This window comes from Methylobacterium sp. 88A, from assembly GCF_000376345.1.
Lineage (GTDB): Bacteria > Pseudomonadota > Alphaproteobacteria > Rhizobiales > Beijerinckiaceae > Methylobacterium > Methylobacterium bullatum.
The window spans coordinates 3272518-3290176 of the sequence record NZ_AQVT01000001.1; the positions used below are offsets into that span (position 1 = coordinate 3272518).

14 protein-coding genes and 2 pseudogenes are annotated in these 17659 nt (G+C 63.7%); 6 read left to right on the forward strand and 10 right to left on the reverse strand.

The window, feature by feature from the left end:
• Position 1 precedes the first annotated feature (1 nt).
• From accC to aat, 3 genes are all read left to right on the forward strand, one after another.
• Positions 2–1363, forward strand: coding sequence for an acetyl-CoA carboxylase biotin carboxylase subunit (gene accC / locus A3OM_RS0115700; protein ID WP_018044716.1), 1362 nt, complete (start codon positions 2–4; stop codon positions 1361–1363).
• An 852-nt stretch (positions 1364–2215) separates the two neighbouring features.
• Positions 2216–2521, forward strand: coding sequence for a hypothetical protein (locus A3OM_RS0115705; RefSeq protein ID WP_198290830.1), 306 nt, complete (start codon positions 2216–2218; stop codon positions 2519–2521).
• Positions 2522–2644: 123 nt separating this feature from the next.
• Positions 2645–3325 (forward strand): leucyl/phenylalanyl-tRNA--protein transferase, encoded by a 681-nt coding sequence (gene aat, locus A3OM_RS0115710; protein WP_043764803.1) that lies wholly within the window; start codon positions 2645–2647, stop codon positions 3323–3325.
• Positions 3326–3338: 13 nt separating this feature from the next.
• Here the strand turns inward: aat and A3OM_RS0115715 are convergent, their stop codons facing one another.
• From A3OM_RS0115715 to A3OM_RS0115725, 3 genes are all read right to left on the reverse strand, one after another.
• Positions 3339–3971 (reverse strand): LysE family translocator, encoded by a 633-nt coding sequence (locus A3OM_RS0115715; RefSeq protein WP_018044719.1) that lies wholly within the window; start codon positions 3969–3971, stop codon positions 3339–3341.
• Between the two features lie 28 nt (positions 3972–3999).
• Positions 4000–4596 carry a DUF2155 domain-containing protein gene (locus tag A3OM_RS0115720; RefSeq protein WP_245257845.1) on the reverse strand — a complete coding sequence of 199 codons (597 nt, stop codon included), beginning with the start codon at positions 4594–4596 and terminating at the stop codon, positions 4000–4002.
• 233 nt (positions 4597–4829) lie between these two features.
• A complete protein-coding gene (locus A3OM_RS0115725; protein ID WP_018044721.1) occupies positions 4830–5243 on the reverse strand; it encodes an NADH:ubiquinone oxidoreductase subunit NDUFA12 in 414 nt (137 codons plus the stop codon).
• 538 nt (positions 5244–5781) lie between these two features.
• Between A3OM_RS0115725 and A3OM_RS0115730 the strand changes: the two genes are divergently transcribed.
• Positions 5782–9516 (forward strand): vitamin B12-dependent ribonucleotide reductase, encoded by a 3735-nt coding sequence (locus A3OM_RS0115730; RefSeq protein WP_018044722.1) that lies wholly within the window; start codon positions 5782–5784, stop codon positions 9514–9516.
• A gap of 144 nt (positions 9517–9660) precedes the next feature.
• On the opposite strand, the pseudogene A3OM_RS26400 reads toward A3OM_RS0115730, so the two are convergent.
• Positions 9661–10228, reverse strand: a pseudogene (locus A3OM_RS26400) (IS5/IS1182 family transposase); the annotation flags it as partial.
• 67 nt (positions 10229–10295) lie between these two features.
• The gene (locus tag A3OM_RS0115740; protein ID WP_018044724.1) at positions 10296–10538 is read right to left on the reverse strand and encodes a hypothetical protein; all 243 of its coding nucleotides are present in this window, start codon (positions 10536–10538) and stop codon (positions 10296–10298) included.
• A gap of 143 nt (positions 10539–10681) precedes the next feature.
• Here A3OM_RS0115740 and A3OM_RS0115745 point away from each other — a divergent pair, with 143 nt between their 5' ends.
• Entirely contained in the window at positions 10682–11761 is a 1080-nt protein-coding gene (locus tag A3OM_RS0115745; RefSeq protein ID WP_018044725.1) for a YeiH family protein, read from the forward strand.
• A gap of 21 nt (positions 11762–11782) precedes the next feature.
• Positions 11783–12182, forward strand: a pseudogene (locus A3OM_RS26405) (3-keto-5-aminohexanoate cleavage protein); the annotation flags it as partial.
• A gap of 130 nt (positions 12183–12312) precedes the next feature.
• On the opposite strand, the gene A3OM_RS0115750 reads toward A3OM_RS26405, so the two are convergent.
• The 5 genes from A3OM_RS0115750 to A3OM_RS0115770 form a co-directional block, all read right to left on the reverse strand.
• Positions 12313–12732 (reverse strand): FKBP-type peptidyl-prolyl cis-trans isomerase, encoded by a 420-nt coding sequence (locus A3OM_RS0115750; RefSeq protein ID WP_018044726.1) that lies wholly within the window; start codon positions 12730–12732, stop codon positions 12313–12315.
• A gap of 58 nt (positions 12733–12790) precedes the next feature.
• Positions 12791–13942: a GNAT family N-acetyltransferase gene (locus A3OM_RS0115755; RefSeq protein ID WP_018044727.1), complete on the reverse strand. Its 1152-nt coding sequence runs from the start codon at positions 13940–13942 to the stop codon at positions 12791–12793.
• Complete coding sequence (locus A3OM_RS24210; protein WP_051074333.1) at positions 13939–15303, reverse strand: lipopolysaccharide biosynthesis protein; 1365 nt, start codon at positions 15301–15303, stop codon at positions 13939–13941. The genes A3OM_RS0115755 and A3OM_RS24210 overlap by 4 nt, the downstream gene beginning before the upstream one ends.
• A gap of 178 nt (positions 15304–15481) precedes the next feature.
• Positions 15482–16429, reverse strand: coding sequence for a GDSL-type esterase/lipase family protein (locus tag A3OM_RS0115765; RefSeq protein WP_018044729.1), 948 nt, complete (start codon positions 16427–16429; stop codon positions 15482–15484).
• The gene (locus tag A3OM_RS0115770; RefSeq protein WP_026176093.1) at positions 16399–17487 is read right to left on the reverse strand and encodes an OpgC domain-containing protein; all 1089 of its coding nucleotides are present in this window, start codon (positions 17485–17487) and stop codon (positions 16399–16401) included. The genes A3OM_RS0115765 and A3OM_RS0115770 overlap by 31 nt, the downstream gene beginning before the upstream one ends.
• Positions 17488–17659 lie beyond the last annotated feature (172 nt).

Consider the following 17659-nt stretch of genomic DNA (forward strand, 5'->3'; position numbering starts at 1 on the left):
CATGTTCGAAAAGATCCTGATCGCCAATCGTGGCGAGATCGCCCTGCGCGTCCTGCGAGCGGCCAAGGAACTCGGGATCGCCACCGTAGCGGTGCATTCGACTGCGGATGCCGATGCCATGCATGTGCGGCTCGCCGACGAGAGTGTCTGTATCGGTCCGCCCTCGGCCAGGGACAGCTACCTCAACATTCCCTCGATCATCGCCGCCTGTGAGATCACCGGCGCGGATGCGGTGCATCCGGGCTACGGATTTCTGTCGGAGAATGCGCGCTTCGCCGAAGTGCTGGCCCATCACAATATCGGCTTCATCGGTCCCAAGGCCGAGCATATCCGCATCATGGGCGACAAGATCGAGGCCAAGCGGACAGCCAAGCGGCTCGGTATTCCTTGTGTGCCCGGCTCTGAGGGCGGTGTCGACGATCCGGTCGATGCCAAGCGAATCGCGGCGGAGATCGGATATCCTGTTCTGGTGAAGGCCGCCTCCGGTGGCGGTGGCCGCGGCATGAAGGTGGCGCGTACGGAGGCCGATCTCGAACAGGCCCTCGACATGGCGCGCACCGAAGCGAAAGCGGCGTTCGGTGACGATGCCGTCTATCTCGAAAAATATCTCGAGAAGCCGCGCCACATCGAAGTTCAGGTTCTGGGCGATGGTCGCGGCAAGGCAGTCCACCTAGCCGAGCGCGATTGCTCGCTCCAGCGACGTCACCAGAAAGTCTGGGAGGAAGGCGGATCGCCGGTGATCGACGAGGCGACCCGTGCTGAAATCGGCGGTATCTGCGCTCGGGCGATGCAGGAGCTGCAATATATCGGCGCCGGAACGGTCGAGTTTCTCTACGAGGACGGGCGGTTCTACTTCATCGAGATGAATACCCGGATCCAGGTGGAGCATCCGGTCACGGAGATGATCACCGGGGTCGATCTCGTGTCCGAGCAAATCCGTGTGGCCGCTGGCCTGCCCCTCTCGGTAACGCAGGAGGACATCAAGGTCACGGGTCATGCCATCGAGTGCCGGATCAATGCCGAGCATCCGGCTACCTTCCGTCCGTCGCCTGGCCTCATTACCTACTTCCATCCGCCCGGCGGGCTCGGTGTACGCGTCGATTCTGCCGCCTATCAGGGGTATCGCATCCCGCCGAACTACGATTCGCTGATCGGGAAACTTATCGTTCACGGGCGTACCCGACATGAATGCCTCATGCGCCTGCGTCGCGCCCTCGACGAATTCGTGGTCGCCGGCGTCGACACGACGCTTCCGCTGTTCCGAACGCTGGTGCGAAATCCGGAGGTCCTCGCGGGGGCCTACGACATCCATTGGCTGGAGAGCTTCCTCGAAGGCGGTGGCCTCTCGGAGACGACGACCTGAATGACGCCGACAAACGGCTGAGAGGAACTGCTCCGCTTAAAGCTCGTTCTCTGGATAAGAAGTTTCTCATTGCGCGCAATCGAGGGTGACCGCCCGGCGCAGTGGGAGCACGAACCCAGAAGGACGAACGTCATGCGCATTGCAAAGCTTACTGTCGCTGCCCTGCTCCTCGCAGCCTCCCCAGCCTTGGCGCAGTCACCCTCAGGCAACGTCTCACAGCCGGAGCGGACTGTGCCACAGGCCGGCACGACGACGGGTGGTCCGCTCGACAATCCGTCCACCCGGGATATGCCGCCGGCCACCGGCAGCACGAGCCGTCTAGTTGGCGAGAATGGGATGTCCCCAGGAGCCGGCGCAGTCGATTCGGCAAAAGGCGGCAATGCCGATCAGACCAACAAGGGCATGGGAGCCAATACCGGTTCCACTTCCGGCGGTCCGGCGCGCTAATCGCAGCGCTTTCCCGTTGCTTGATTTAGAGCAGCCTGCCCCGAGAGGCAGGCTGCTTTGTTTTGACCAGCAGAAAAGACAGCTTTTTAACCGTGCGAATTGTTACAACGAGCGGATGTTTCGTTTCTCTCCGTACTCGAAACTTATTGGTATTCTCATCCAAAAGAATAATTCGAAGTGCCCTATGAGAGAAGAATCTGCTGTTTTTAATGCCCATTTAGAAGCAAGGAGATTTTGATATTTGTTTTTACCCCCATTGAGATGCGACACATTGCCGGCTCACTACAAGGGGAACGCCTGGCGACGACAGAGCTTATCCGACCAGCCCGGCCCGGCAAGCGCCTTTTCTGACATCAGCAGGCAGCTACCGAGATGCCGATCACCCTTATGACAATCGAGATATTCATGCGCACCCTGACCATCGCCGTGTTGGCCGCCTCCCTGAGCGCCACCGCCGCCTTCGCCCAGTCACCATCCGCATATATCGGTGCGCCCGACCGCATCGTCCCGATGACCGGCACGCAAGCCGATGGCACTTATCGTGATGCCGAAGGTCGCGTCGATGTCGAGGATACCGGCAGCGTTCGTAGCCGCCCCTTCATTTCGAACCGCGAGGCGGTGTTCGAGGATTCCGCGAAGGGCGGCAATGCCGAGCAGAACCAGCGTTCCAACCCCAATCTCGGTACGACTTCGGGCGGTCCCGAATTCTGAAATCGATCCTTTTCACAAGACGAGACGGCGGAGCGAAAGCTCCGCCGTTTTTCGTTGGGCGCGACGCTGGGTGATGCGTCCGCCCTCTGGCTTTCGCACGTCCGAAGCGTCACATTGGTCATCATGCAGCACGACCACGACGGCGACCGCGTGGACATCACTCCGCAGATCTTGCTGAAGGCCTATGCCGCCGGAATCTTTCCCATGGCGGAAGATGCCGATGACCCGACCATCTATTGGGTCGAGCCGAAAGCACGCGGAGTTCTGCCGATCGACCGTTTCCACGTCTCCCGTCGGCTCGCCCGTACAATAAGGTCCAACCGTTTTGAGGTTCGGACAGATTTCGATTTCGATGGCGTGATCGCCGGCTGCGCTGCTCCTCGAGGCGACGGGGAGAAGACCTGGATCAACGCACGTATCCGAGAACTCTACCGTGCCCTCTATGATGCCGGCCATGCCCATACGATCGAAGTCTATGCGGAGGGACGGATCGTCGGCGGACTCTACGGCGTATCGCTCGGAGCGGCATTCTTCGGCGAGAGCATGTTCCACGTCTCCCGCGATGCATCGAAGGTTGCCCTTGTCCATCTGATGGCGAGGTTGCGGATGGGTGGATATCGCCTCGCCGATACGCAGTTCGTCACGGACCATCTGATCCAGTTCGGAGCGGAGGAAGTGCCGCGCCATGTCTACAAACGACGGCTCGCGGAGGCGATCGCTGAGGAAGCGGTTTGGGATGTCTGGCCGAAGGAGCGGGCCGTGAGTGGCGAGGAGGTGCTCACCTCGATCGCTCGGCAGACATGAATCTCGGTGCGCGTCAGCGGGTTCTGTCGAGCGCCATGCGCAGGGCGAGACTTCCGAGAACGCCGCCCATGATCCAGCGCTGGGCTTTCAGCCATCCGGGATTGCGCGACAGAAAGACGGCGATCGATCCTGCCGCCAACGCGATCAGCGCATTCACCGCGACGCTGATCGCGATCTGGACGGAGCCCAGCATCAGTGTCTGTCCCAGCACCGAGCCGCCCGTGGGTGTCACGAATTGCGGCATGAGCGCGAGATAGAGCATCGCGATCTTCGGATTGAGGAGGTTGGTGAGGAAGCCCATGGCGAAGAGCCGCTTCCGGCTATCGGGGGCGAGCCGGCTCACCTCGAACGGTGAGCGGCCACCAGGCTTCAGCGCCTGCCAGGCAAGGTAACCGAGATAGAGGGCGCCAGTCAGTCTTAGCGCATCGTATGCGTAGGGGATCGCCAGGATCAGAGCGGTGATGCCGAAGGCGGCACAGAGCATGTAGACGACGAAGCCCAGCGCGACCCCGCCGAGGGAGACCAGCGCCGCCCCGCGACCCTGGCAGATCGCGCGGGAGACCAAATAGGCCATGTTCGGCCCTGGCGTCAGCACCATCCCGAGGGAAACGCCCGCGAAAGCCAGAAGGGTGACGGCATCGGGCATGAAGCAAAACTCGGTTGCCCGGCCGATCCTACCGGAAGATGGCGTCGAAGATCGATTGCGTCTGCTGAGGCGGCGGCGCGGGCGCCGGGCCTTCGTTGGTCGGGAAGAATTTCCGCGATGGCTTCTGCTTCGGCTGCACCGGAACTCCGCGCGGCGCCTCCACATCGACCTGCCCGTTTGGGTTGACCTGTTGGGCCGTACGCGTCGGGTCCGAGTTCCGCTGGCGCTTGGTCTTCTCCGGCTTCGACGCCATGGCGGGCACGTCTTCCTGCTCGCGGGCCTCGGCGATGATGTCGTTGCCACCTTTGCAATCCACGAGCCACACATCGTAGATCGGATGCTCGATCGCATGCAGCCCGGGGCTTGCCGCGAACATCCAGCCGGTGAAGATGCGGCGGTACTTGTTGTCGAGGGTTACCTCGTCGACTTCGAGGAAGGCCGTGGTCTTTGGGCTCTCGGTGGGAGGCCGGCTGTAGCAGACGCGCGGGGTCATCTGCAGGGCGCCGAACTGAACGGTCTCGTCCACCGCGACTTCGAACGACACGATCCGCCCCGTGATCTTGTCGAGGCCGGAGAACACCGCGGTCGGGTTCTTGATCTTGTCGGCGAGGGCATGGCCCGTCATCGGCAGGCCGAGCGCCGCGGTGCCCGCGAACAGAAGGCCGGCTCTGATGGCGAGATGCAGATTGCGGTGAACGAGCATGCGGCTTACCCGGCGCGGGACGAAGAGGCGTCTGCCCTAAGCCAGGGCGGTCGCGATGTCATGCACCGATAGACAGGCCAAGCATGGTGTAAAAAGGGCGGCCCGATCATGGGTGCTGGATCCGGCGTCGGCGGCCGCTCTCATTCGGCGAAGCGCTATTCCGGGCTCCACGCCGCGTAGTCACCACCCGTCACGACCTTGTTGCCCGGATTGAGTTGGGATCCCTTCGGACGGTACGCCGCGCTGGTTCCTGTGAGATTCTCCACATGCGGCTTCTGCCACTCGCGCGGGGTGTAGCTCTCCTCACTCGGGGGAACGTCACCGTTATGGCAGAGCCAGCCGCGCCAGCCGGGCGGGACCTTCGATGCATCGGCATAGCCGTTATAGACGACCCACCGGCGCTCCGGCCCGACCGAGCGGTCGATCAGCGGTCCGATGGCCTTGTAATAGGTGTTCCCGAAATCGTCTTTGCCGACCAGCTGGCCGTGACGGGCCGTCATGACGGCGAGCGACATGGTCTGCCCGTTCCACCATGTGAAGATCCGCAGAAGCGTGTCCTTGAGAGCCATCGCACTTGCCTGAACCGGACCGGCGCGACCGCCCGTCCTTCGATGGCCGGACTATGGTCAGGGGCCGGCACGAAGTCCAGCGCGAGTCGGACCGGGGACAGCCATCGGCGCGCGATCAGCGATGAGGCTCCTGGGGCGGTGCGGCGGGAATCACACAGCCAATGCGCCTTAACCAAAAGCTTACATGGCCGAGGCGGCGTCCGCCCTGTGAACGCAGAAATTTTCCAGCCGGATTCCCGCAATGGAAAACAGCACTTATCGCCGCCGCCGCGATATCCACAGGTTTTACCGAAGCACCACAACATATAGCGCGGAACGTAGCCGGCACACACAAGTTGTTGACGTGGACGGCGTGTCCGAGATAGCTTTCGAGGGTCGCCGGGACGACGGGTTCGGTCCGGTAGCCCTAAGCATTTTCGGCCATCTGACAGCGCATCGCGAGCGTTCGCGAGCGCTTGCCTTCGTCAGACTTCAGTGAATCGGCGGCTGCGCAGGGCGCGGCGGCATCGTCGACTCTTCGACAAGGGATACAGGGTTCATGCGGTTCGAGCGGCGTTACACCACGGCCGGGCAATCCCCCTACGCGACCATCGCCTTCCGCAAGGCGTTGAGCGAGATCCGCAACCCGGACGGATCCATTGTCTTCCGCCTCGACGGCATCTCGGTGCCTGACAGTTGGAGCCAGGTCGCCAGCGACGTGCTGGCGCAGAAGTACTTCCGTAAGGCCGGCGTGCCGGCGCGCCTGAAGAAGGTTGAGGAGAACGACGTTCCCTCCTTCCTGTGGCGTTCTGTGGCCGACGAGGCCGCCCTGGCGGAACTGCCGGAGGCGGAGCGCTCCGGCTCCGAGATCTCATCCACCCAAGTGTTCGACCGGCTCGCCGGCTGCTGGACCTATTGGGGCTGGAAGGGCGGCTACTTCACCTCGGAGGAGGACGCATCCGCGTTCCTCGACGAGCTTCGCTTCATGCTGGCCAAGCAGATGGTCGCGCCGAACTCGCCGCAATGGTTCAATACGGGTCTCCACTGGGCCTACGGCATCGACGGTCCGGCGCAGGGCCATCACTATGTCGATTACCGCACCGGCGAACTGGTGAAGTCGGCCTCGTCCTACGAGCACCCGCAGCCGCATGCCTGCTTCATCCAGGGTGTGCAGGACGACCTCGTGAACGAGGGCGGCATCATGGACCTGTGGGTCCGTGAGGCGCGCCTGTTCAAGTATGGCTCGGGCACCGGCTCCAACTTCTCCATGCTGCGCGGCGAGAACGAAAAGCTCGGCGGGGGCGGCAAGTCGTCGGGCCTGATGTCGTTCCTGAAGATCGGCGACCGGGCGGCCGGCGCGATCAAGTCCGGTGGCACCACCCGGCGCGCAGCCAAGATGGTCATCGTCGACATCGACCACCCGGATATCGAGCAGTACATCGATTGGAAGGTGAAGGAGGAGCAGAAGGTCGCCGCCCTCGTCACAGGCTCCAAGATCGTTTCCAAGCACCTCCAGGCAGTGATGAAGGCCTGCACCCAGTGCGAAGCCGAGGGTGATGCCTGTTTCGACATCGAGCGCAATCCCGTCCTCAAGAAGGCCGTGAAGGCCGCCCGCAAGGAGATGGTGCCGGACGGCTACACCAAGCGCGTCATCCAGTTCGCCCGCCAGGGTTTCACCAAGATCGATTTCCCGGTATACGACACCGATTGGGATTCCGAGGCCTATCTGACGGTTGCCGGCCAGAACTCGAACAACTCCGTCTCGCTTACCGATGACTTTTTGCGCGCGGTGGAGCGTGACGAGGAATGGCATCTGACGGCTCGGACCACCGGCAAGTCCGTGAAGACGGTCCAGGCCCGCGAGCTCTGGGATAAGATCGGCGAAGCCGCTTGGGCATCTGCCGATCCGGGCCTGCATTTCAATACGACCATGAACGATTGGCACACCTGCCCGTCCGCTGGCCGGATCCGCGCGTCGAACCCGTGCTCCGAGTACATGTTCCTCGACGACACGGCCTGCAATCTCGCCTCCGCCAACCTGCTGACGATGTACGATCAGGCCAGCGGCGAGTTCGACGTAGCCGCCTTCGAGCACCTCAACCGGCTCTGGACCGTGGTCCTCGAGATTTCGGTGATGATGGCGCAGTTCCCGTCGAAGGAGATCGCGGAGCTTTCCTACCGCTACCGCACCCTCGGTCTCGGCTACGCCAATATCGGCGGCCTGTTGATGAGCATGGGCCTGCCTTACGATTCGCATAAGGGTCGGGCTCTGGCCGGTGCCCTGACCGCCATCATGACTGGTGTCGCCTACGCAACCTCGGCGGAAATGGCTGCCGAACTTGGGCCGTTCCCGGGCTACGACGAGAACGCGGATGCCATGCTCAAGGTCATCCGTAACCATCGCCGCGCGGCGCATGGCGAGGCTGCGGGCTACGAGTTCCTCTCGATCGCCCCCGTCCCCCTCGACATCGCCAACATTCCTCAAACGAACCTGGCGGAACGCGCCAAGGTGGCGTGGGACCGCGCCCTCTCGCTGGGCGAGGAGCACGGTTACCGCAACGCCCAGGCCACAGTCATCGCGCCCACCGGCACCATCGGCCTCGTGATGGATTGTGACACCACCGGTATCGAACCGGACTTCGCCCTGGTGAAGTTCAAGAAGCTCGCGGGTGGCGGTTACTTCAAGATCATCAACCGTGCCGTACCGAACGCCTTGCGTTCCCTCGGCTACCGCGAATCGGAGATTGCCGAGATCGAGGCCTATGCCGTCGGCCACGGTTCGATGGGGCAGGCTCCCGCCATCAACCCGGGTTCCCTGCGCGCCAGAGGCTTCACCGACGACAAGATTGCCGCCATCGAGGCGGGACTGAAGTCGGCCTTCGACATCAAGTTCGTGTTCAACCGCTGGACCCTCGGCGACGACTTCCTCAAGGACGTGCTTCAGGTTCCGGCCGATAAGCTCGCCGACCCGACTTTCGAGATCCTGCCCTTCCTCGGCTATTCGAAGAAGGACATCGAGGCAGCCAACACGCATATCTGCGGCGCGATGACCCTCGAGGGAGCCCCCTTCCTCAAGCAGGAGCATTACGCGGTTTTCGATTGCGCCAACCCGTGCGGGCGCATCGGCAAGCGCTACCTCTCGGTGGAGAGCCACATCCGCATGATGGCGGCGGCGCAGCCCTTCATCTCTGGGGCGATCTCTAAGACCATCAACATGCCCAACGACGCCACGGTCGAGGATTGCAAGAACGCCTACAAGCTGTCTTGGACGCTAGCCCTCAAGGCTAACGCCCTCTACCGCGACGGCTCGAAGCTCTCTCAGCCCCTGAACTCGGCGCTCATCGCCGACGAGGAGGAGGATACCGAGGAGGCCATCGAAGCTCTGGTGGCGCAACCGGCCACCGCCAAGGCAGCGCAGCTCGCGGAAAAAATCGTCGAACGGGTGATTGAGCGCGTCGAGCGTATCCGCTCGCGCGAGAAGCTACCCGATCGGCGCAAGGGGTATACTCAGAAGGCTGTTGTCGGCGGCCACAAGGTCTATCTGCGGACCGGCGAATATGAGGATGGCCGCATCGGCGAGATCTTCATCGACATGCACAAGGAAGGCGCCGCCTTCCGTTCGCTGATGAACAACTTCGCCATCGCGATTTCGATCGGCCTTCAATACGGCGTGCCGATGGAAGAGTATGTCGACGCCTTCACCTTCACCCGCTTCGAGCCGGCCGGATTTGTCCAAGGCAACGACGCGATCAAGAACGCTACCTCGATCCTCGACTACGTGTTCCGCGAGTTGGCGATCTCGTATCTCGGCAGGATGGATCTCGCCCATGTCGACCCCTCGGAAATCGGCAACACGGTGATGGGCAAGGGTGAGGGCGAAGGGAGCCGCAGCGGCGGCGACAAGCCGGATCCCGTGGCGTCCAGCGTCGTCTCGCGCGGCCTGCTGCGCGGATCGGCCGACCGGCTTACCCTCATCCAGGGCGGCCCCGGCGGCGGCACGATGGGCATCGGCTCCGGTAACGCCGGAACGAGTTCCCCAGCCGGCGGCGTCGTTCATGCCCTGCGGGGAGCGACGGCATTGAAGGCCGAACCGGAGCTGGCGGGCCAAGCCGAAAGCCTCGTAACCGCCCTCCCCTTCGCCAAGGCCGAGCGGACTGTCTCGGATCGGCGGGCGGAGGCCAAGATGAAGGGCTATGTCGGAGAATCCTGCCCCGAATGCGCGAACTTCACGCTCGTGCGTAACGGAACTTGCTTGAAATGCGACACGTGTGGCGGAACGACAGGCTGCTCGTGATGGTGTTAGAGAAAAACCGCTATTACGACGGGCAATAGAACATTGCGGTTTTAGTAGTGTTTCTGTCTATTCGAATGATATGAAGCTGCGTTTGAAAGGACGGCGCGCGGAGAAATCCGCGTGCCGTCCTCTATTTACAATGTATTATAAGTTCCGAACCTGATTGAGGCCCAGGAGCAAGAGCTTCGGGAAGCCTCTGGCCTGCTTGATCTGCACAAACACCGGCTCGACGATATGCTTCCTCAGGCGGTAGCGGCTCCGGCGGCCAGCCCGTTTCATCCACGCGGCCATCGCTCGCATCGGGGGTGTCTTTCGTCAGCGTGAGAAGGCCGGCCGCATCCGCCTTTCTATGACGCGCCCGACCCGGAGCCAGCTAGGCGGTAATCGGCCGCTCCCTCAGAGCAGCCAAGTTTACCTCGGTTGGTAAAGCCTGCATCGCCGGAGGCCTCGAATGACTGACGCCCGAAATGACTGCGGACGTCGTCGATGATCGGCACCAGGGCGCGGGAGGCGGCGGAGGTCGTAATAGGGCGATGCGCTACGATGATCTCATTCGCGTCATCGACGGCAACCTGCCCGTTGTCGCCCTGCACGAGGCCCTCGCGCCTGGCAGGATCCGGCTGTCCGGGTCGGTAAATTTGCGCTGTGCTCTGCCCGGTTGCCCTGCGTCCATACCGGCCAAATGATGAAAACGGTGGCTGTATCTTATGCCCCGATCAAGAAAGCGATCGCCGCGTTATCTCGCCGACACGTATTGGTCGACAGCCATCGACATCACGTCAACGTATGGCCGTGACGAACGCCCCGATCTGCGTTTTGGCAAGTATCAAGGCATGGCCAAGTGGCTGATCGTTCAAATAAACCCGCCCCGCAGTCAAAGTCAGGGCGAGTGTCCAGAAGATCGCGATAGCGGCATTGCGCGCCCGACGATCGCCCTGCACCATGTGCGTGGTGCGGTCTTCTCCCACCGGCTCGCCATACGGATCGAAGCTGGTGGCGGTGACGTCGGAGCACGTAGTCATGATCGGTAAGATCGGGCTTTGTGTGCCAGCGATCAATGGATAAGACTTTTGAAATTCCCACGGTATGGAGTGTGACTTTCTCTTTTTGTCGAGCCATGTGGAAGTTTTTTCGGGGAGCCTGGAGGCAACTCCGAGCGGGTGGAATGGGCGTGAAGGCATCCTCGAATCTGACAATCCCGACGGGAGCGGCCACATCGCATCGGCGATCGTCGCTTCTGCCGGGCATCGTCCTCTGCCTCGGTGTCACCGGGATCGCCATAGCCATCCAAGCCTGGGAGGAGCGCGCCACCGGGCACCCCTATATCGAAGCGCTCGTGATCGCGATCCTGTTCGGCATTGCGATCCGCACCGTCTGGATGCCGGGAGAGCGCTTCCGGGCAGGGATTGCCTTCAGCGCAAAGCAACTGCTCGAACTGGCCGTGACGTTGATGGGAGCGTCGGTCACCCTCGGCGCCATCGTCGCCTCAGGACCCGCGCTTCTCACCGGCATCGTCGGCACGGTGTTGCTGGCGATCGTCTCGAGTTACGCGATCTGCCGTGGTCTCGGCCTGCCGGCCCGGATGGCGATCCTGGTTGCCTGCGGCAACGCCATCTGCGGAAATTCGGCCATCGCCGCCGTGGCGCCGGTGATCGGAGCCGATAGCAAGGACGTCGCCGGCTCCATCGCCTTCACCGCCGTGCTCGGCGTGTTGATGGTGCTCGGCCTGCCCCTCTTCATCCCCCTCGTTGGCCTATCGGATCACCAGTACGGGGTGCTGGCGGGCCTAACCGTCTATGCCGTGCCGCAGGTGCTCGCCGCCACGGTGCCGGTGGGGCTGCTCAGCACCCAGGTCGGCACGCTGGTCAAGCTGGTGCGTGTATTGATGCTCGGCCCCGTCGTCATCGCATTCTCGCTCATCGCCCATCGGCTTGCCTTGGAAGACGGAGTTCGGAAAGCATCGACGGGGCGGCTCGGCTTCACGAAGCTCGTTCCCTGGTTCATCCTGGGTTTTCTCGGGCTGGCCAGCCTGCGTTCCCTCGGCCTGATCCCTGAGGCGGCCTCCGGGCCGGTGAGGCAACTGGCTGGATTCTTGACGATCATGTCCATGGCCGCCCTGGGCCTGGGCGTAGATGTCCGGGTCCTGGCCCGCATGGGCGGGCGGGTGACGCTTGCCGTCACCGGCTCTCTGGCCGTCCTCCTCGCCATCAGCCTTCTTCTCATCCGCGCCCTCGGCATCTCTTGATCGCCTGATCCGCGGTGCGCCGAAATCGAGATCTTCGACCTCTCGCATCTGTACGGCGCCCGGCGTCTTCTCGATGAGGGGTTGAAGAATGCCCGTCCCCGCGTCCCTTCGTCACCCGCCTGAAGAACGCTCTTCCTGCCAATGAGCGCCTCCTCGACCTGCTCCTCGGGGAGCTGAAACGGATCCTGCCCCCGGGCGACCTGGACCGCCGCCGGCACCGGCCGGCATCCGGCCGAGGTATTGGATCGGGCGCATGCGCGCGAGGACGATGCGGTGCGGACTGGAAAAAAAAGATCCGCGTCCCGGAGCACCAATTGGCAGCCAGCAGCGCTTAACTCGTCGGGCTAGCCATCGAACGGGGTTTCGCCGCGGCCGGGACGTCGCCGAACCCTACGCGGCTCGGGAGCTTCTCGGTCTCGCGACCTGTGCCTTGTGTTCCAAGAGGGCTGCAGGCGAAGCTCTTCACCGCCTGCAGCCGCACCGGACGCGTCTTTCAGGGCTCCCGGTACCTCAAGGTTAGGACCGGGGCCGCGCCGTTCTCCAGCCGGCCTTCAGTTCACGCCTAGCAGTTCGACGTCGAAGATGAGCGTGGCGTTCGGGGGGATCAGGCCACCGGCGCCGCGTGCGCCATAGCCGAGGTCGGATGGGATGATGAGCGTGCGCTTGCCGCCGACCTTCATCGTGGCGACCCCCTGGTCCCAGCCGCCGATGACCTGTCCGATACCGAGGGTGAAGCTGAAGGGCTGGCCCCGGTCGCGGGAGGAGTCGAACTTCTTTCCGGGCTTGCCACCATCGTCGAGCCAGCCGGTGTAATGGACGCTGACCTTCTTACCGGTCTGTGGCGCGGGGCCGGTGCCGACGACTTCGTCGCGATATTGAAGGCCCGAAGGCGTGGTCACGGTCTCGGCGGATGCGGAAGCGGTCATGGCGATCAACAAGGCTCCGGTGAGGGCAAGAAGCGGACGACGCATGCGGATGGTTCCTGTCTGGCGTGCCGAACGGGCCGAGTAGCACGGCTGCGCCCGCGCGTCAGCGCCTGCTCAAGACCCGCTTGATCAGCGCCTTGCAATCGCGTTCGAGCATGACAAGGCGAATCCGTCGATCTACGGGAAGCAAGTGGGACGCCCGGCGCGGGGCGGCGACGACCTCGCAGATCGTCTCCCGGTCCGGAAAGAGATCCTCCAGGACGGAACCGGCCAATGTCGCCGAATCGAGCCGCTGGGCGAACCCCGTCTCGTGCAGCGTTTCGATGATCCGTGCCTCGAGCAGGAGCCCCGGAGCGCTGGAGCGCTCGGTCTCGTCATAGGTCGTCTTCAGAAGCGTGACCGTGCCACCTGTCAGGAGGGCGAGGCTGATCGAGAGGGGGCGACCGTCGAGCCGAAGGATATCGGCGCGTAGGCCGATCGGGCCGCTCCCGTCGGCGAAGAGGGCTCGCGCGAAAGCCTCGTGCTGGGGCTGACAAGTAAGCGCCGTTCCGGCTCTGCCCTTCCATCCGGCCCGTTCGAGACTGAGGAAGCTGGTGACGGCATCGCGCAGGTGTGCGCCATTGGTGGCGACATCGAGGATGAGCGTACCACGCTTCGATAGACGCCGATCGCGACGGTTCAGATCCTTCAGGCGCGACAGGTTCGGATGACCTGCGAGGAAGGCGTCATATGAGGTGCGGCGCTCTACGATCGGTCGTTCGAAACTGTGTACGGTGCCGTGCTGCCAGCCCGCCCGATCCATCGCCGCGAGCAGTTCGGCACCGAGCCTCGTCGAGGTGGGAAGCAGCGGCCAGCGCCAGAGGCGGCCGCCGGAGGCGGATCGCAGACCCGCCACCAGCAGGTCGAGAATTTCCGGCAGGTCCGGATCGTCGGCGACGAGCGGGCTCGTCTGCGTGATGAAGGGTGAGAGGAAGGGGCGTGCCACCTTCGCTCCGAGCCCGCAGACATCGCGCTTGAATGCGAACGGCAGTAGCGCATCGAGGCCGCTCGGACCCCGCACGGCAACGAAAGCGAGGTCCGCATCGGCGAGTCCCGCGGCGTGGTGGGCGGCGATGACGTGGCGGCCGTAATGCGGATGCGTCGTGAGGGCCCGGCCCATCAGCGCGTCCCAGGCACCGGGATCGGCGGCCAATTCCGAATAGGTGACGATCGAGACGGAGCGTCGGCCGTTCGTCCCTCCATGCTCGGTCTTCATGAAGCCACGCGGCCTGGGAACCACAGAACCGGTGTCACGATGCCGTGTACGAGAAAAGCCGCCAGCGCCATGCCGGCTCCGCGAAGGATGCTGGCCAGCGCCATTGCGATGGCGGCCCCCATCACGCCCATCGACGGGACGAGGACCACACACAGAAGGGCTGCCACGGCCAGCGTTGCCAGTGTGATGGCGGCGCACAGACGTTCGCCGTCGATCATGGTCAGCAGGTCCTCCCCCGGCCCGAACAGGCTTGCGCCGACATTGCCCACAACAAGCACGGCGAGGAGCGGGAAGCTCGCGCCGAATTCCGGTCCGAACATCGCGAGCAGGAACTGTCCCGTCGCCACGATGACGAGACCGACCGTCACGGTGGCGGCGAAGGTGAGCCGGGCCTGGATGCGGACGAAGCGTTTCAGGCCCGGAGCATCCCGGGACGCATGGATGGCGGCGAAACGCTGAGCGGTGGCCGCGGATGCGGCATAATGCACGAAGGGGACGAATTGCTGGATCCGGGTCGCGACGAAATAGAGGGCCACAGCCGTCGGCGGCATCATCATACTCAGGATGACCACGTCGATCATGGTGAAGGCGGAATGGGCAAGATCACCCGCCGCGATTGGCAGGCATGCCCGGAGCCAGATCCGCCAACGGTATCGCGGTGTCTCCGAGGGCAGAACGGCGCGAAGGCGCAGGATCAGGAGCCACGCTTGGATCGCCAGGGCGATCCCGGTGGCGACCAAGGTGCAGGCGACGGCAACCCAAGCCTGCGCCGGCGCTCCCGCGGCGACGGCTCCCGCCATGGCGGCCATGATCAGGCACTGGCGGAGGAGATAGGGTGGCGCGATGGCGAGCACCGCCCAGTTCTGGCTGCGGGCGACGCCCTCGAGATAGTCTTGCAGGGTGAAGAGTGGCAGGACAAGCGCGGCGACGAGCAGTGGTCCGGCATACGGTCCTCCGAGGAGGGTACCCTGCATCCAGACTAGCGCGAGGCCGATGCATGCGACGGTGCAGGCGCACGCGGCACTCACCCATGCGCCCCCGATGAGGAACCCCCGGACATGGGCAAGGTCGGCCCGTGCTTGGTCGGCGGGCAGGAAACGGCAGGCGCCCTGGGCGAAACCCAGTGTCGAGGAATGCCCGAGGATGGCGATCCAGACCCAGATCGAGGCGAATATCCCATATTCCGTCCGCCCCATTAGGCGCGCCATCAGCACTTGCGCCCCGTAGGCGAAGAAGGCGGCAGCGATACGGATGGTGAAGACGTCGAGTGCCGCTCCCGCGGCACCTGCGCGGAACGTCTTGAAGCGGACGATCACCGCTCCGAAGGTGCGACCCTCCGTCCCATCAGTTGCTAAGCTCACGTCGCCCCTTCGAGATTTCAAGTCAGGCCCTGGCCTCGTTCCGGAAACAGGGCGCCTGTCTTCGGACGAGGTCACGCAATACCGGGGCTTTTTTTCGCATCGTTCCGGCGTCGGTGCTCAGAGCGACACCCGTTGCGGCCGGGCTAAAAGAAACCGAGTGCGCATGCCACCGTGCGCATCAGGGCTTGTCCTCCACCGATGCACCGCCGCTCCGTGGGGGCGACGGCTTGACCGACGCATCCTTCGGCGGCGCGACGATCAGGGCCGGCGCGCCGGCCGTCCCCGTCGCCGCAGGGTCGGGCTGTAGCAGGGAGAGAGTGATGGCCCGCGTCACGTGTTCGGCCATGCAGCGCAGGCCGAGGTCGTTGAGGCGGAACTGGCGCCCCAGCATGTGCGCTTCGCCCTTGTCGCTACTGCCGGACAGGTAGCGCATCGCCTCGTAGCGCTGCACCAGCGGAACGCCTTCGCGCAGGGCCACTTCCTGCACCTTGCGGACGATGCTGCTGTAATACTCGTCCTGGGCCAGCGATGCCGTGTAGACGGGATTGACCAGCACCACGTCGATATCGTGCGACTTGATCCACTGAACCGTTTCGTCGAGGGCGCTCGCGAAGGCATCGAGATCGACGCGGGCGAGTGCATCGTGGGTGCCGACTTGCCAGACCACGAGATCGGGCTCCACCTCTGCCACCATACTGCGCAGGCGCTCCGCCGCGCCGGAGGCTATCTCACCCTGCATGCCCCGGCTCTCGACTTCCACATCCACATTGGGAAGCGAGCGTTCCAGTGCCGTCTCCAGCTTGACCGGATAGGTCGCCGAGGCCCCGGCACCGGCCGAGGACGAACCGATGGCCAGAACGCGGACCGGACGCTTCTCCTTGAGCGCCGCTTTGACCGAGTTCAACCGGGCGAGGGTGTAGAGCTTGGAGCCGGGAACCCGGCATTCGGGCGACAGGCTCACATCGACGGCCTCCGACGCCTCGCCGCCCGGAGCGGGCGCCGCTGCGGTCGGTGGTGAGACGATCGTCGCACCGCCCTCCGCCCCGGCCTGCGATGATCCGACGATCATTCCCAGTAAGGCGAGGCCGAGGGAGATCAGGAGTGCCGAGGTTTGCGCGAGCGCCATTCGACGAACCATGCAGTGAAGCCCAGAGCGAACAAGCCGAATCCCATGACGCCGACATCAACCAGGATGCCGCCCCCCGTCCAGAACCGCACGAGTTGTGCGGCGAGGCTCAGGAGCGAGCCGATGGAGAAGACTGCCAGTGAATTACGACCGAGTCCCGTCAAATATCGACCGACCGCGCCGACATGCGGGACGATGAGCGCGTAGACCCCTTGGAAGGCCAGCAGCACTCCGATGAAGTGGATCAGCCGGGCGGGCGACAGGTAGGTCTTGTCGAAGGAGAAGACGAGGCGTGGATCGGGAACGAGCAACGGGTCGGGCCTGAGATCGAACACCGATAGCACGATGCCGAGCACGACGATGACGACGCCCACGGGCATCAGTCGCTTTGACCAGCGCCGGAGCGTGTCGGATTCGCGGTTCAGATCCTGGCCGACGAATCCGAGTACGAGCAGGAGCTGCCAGCACAGAGGATCGAAGAACCAATCCCCCTCCCCCGGCCAGGATGGCAGGTTCCATTCGAAGACGAGGCTTGCGGCATAGAGCGAGAAGGACAGCCCCAGCGCCGCGACGCGGCTCACCCGGGCCACCAGGACGAAGACGGGGGCGATGCCGAGAAGCACCACATAGAGGGGCAGGATGTTGAAGAAGCCGAGTTGATGTGTGAGCAGCACGAAACCGACGGTGGTCTGTATAGGATCGGCGAAGAAGCCGCCGGCGTTGTGCCACTCAAGCAGAAGCGGATTGTCGAGAAGCAACGCCGTCCCGGCAATCATGGCCAATGCGATGGCCATCGTCGTGATCTGGGCACGATAGACTTCGATCGTGCGTGACAGCAGTCTCAGGACGCTTTTCAGGCGCGGTTCGGGTCGTCCGTCGCGCCCGCGCGTGGCGATCCCGATCGACCATCCGGCGAGGAAGACGAACAGCTCCGCCGCATCCGAAATGCCGTATTGCGAGTAGGTGTAGCGCTCGAACGTGTTGCCCGGGATGTGGTTGACGTAGATCGTCACGAGGGCGAGGCCGCGCCAGAAATCGATCGCGTTCGGTTCGCGCATTAGGGATCCGAACTCCGGAATGTCGGGCGGGTTGGAGGAGCGCGAAGCGGAATCGGAGGCCGCCTCGCAGCGCAACGGCACGGTCTGATAATGCGGTACGCGGCAATCTGCAAAGGCGGTATCCGATCCGTCCCGTACGGGATGGATCCGCACTGTGGCCGATTTATCGGGG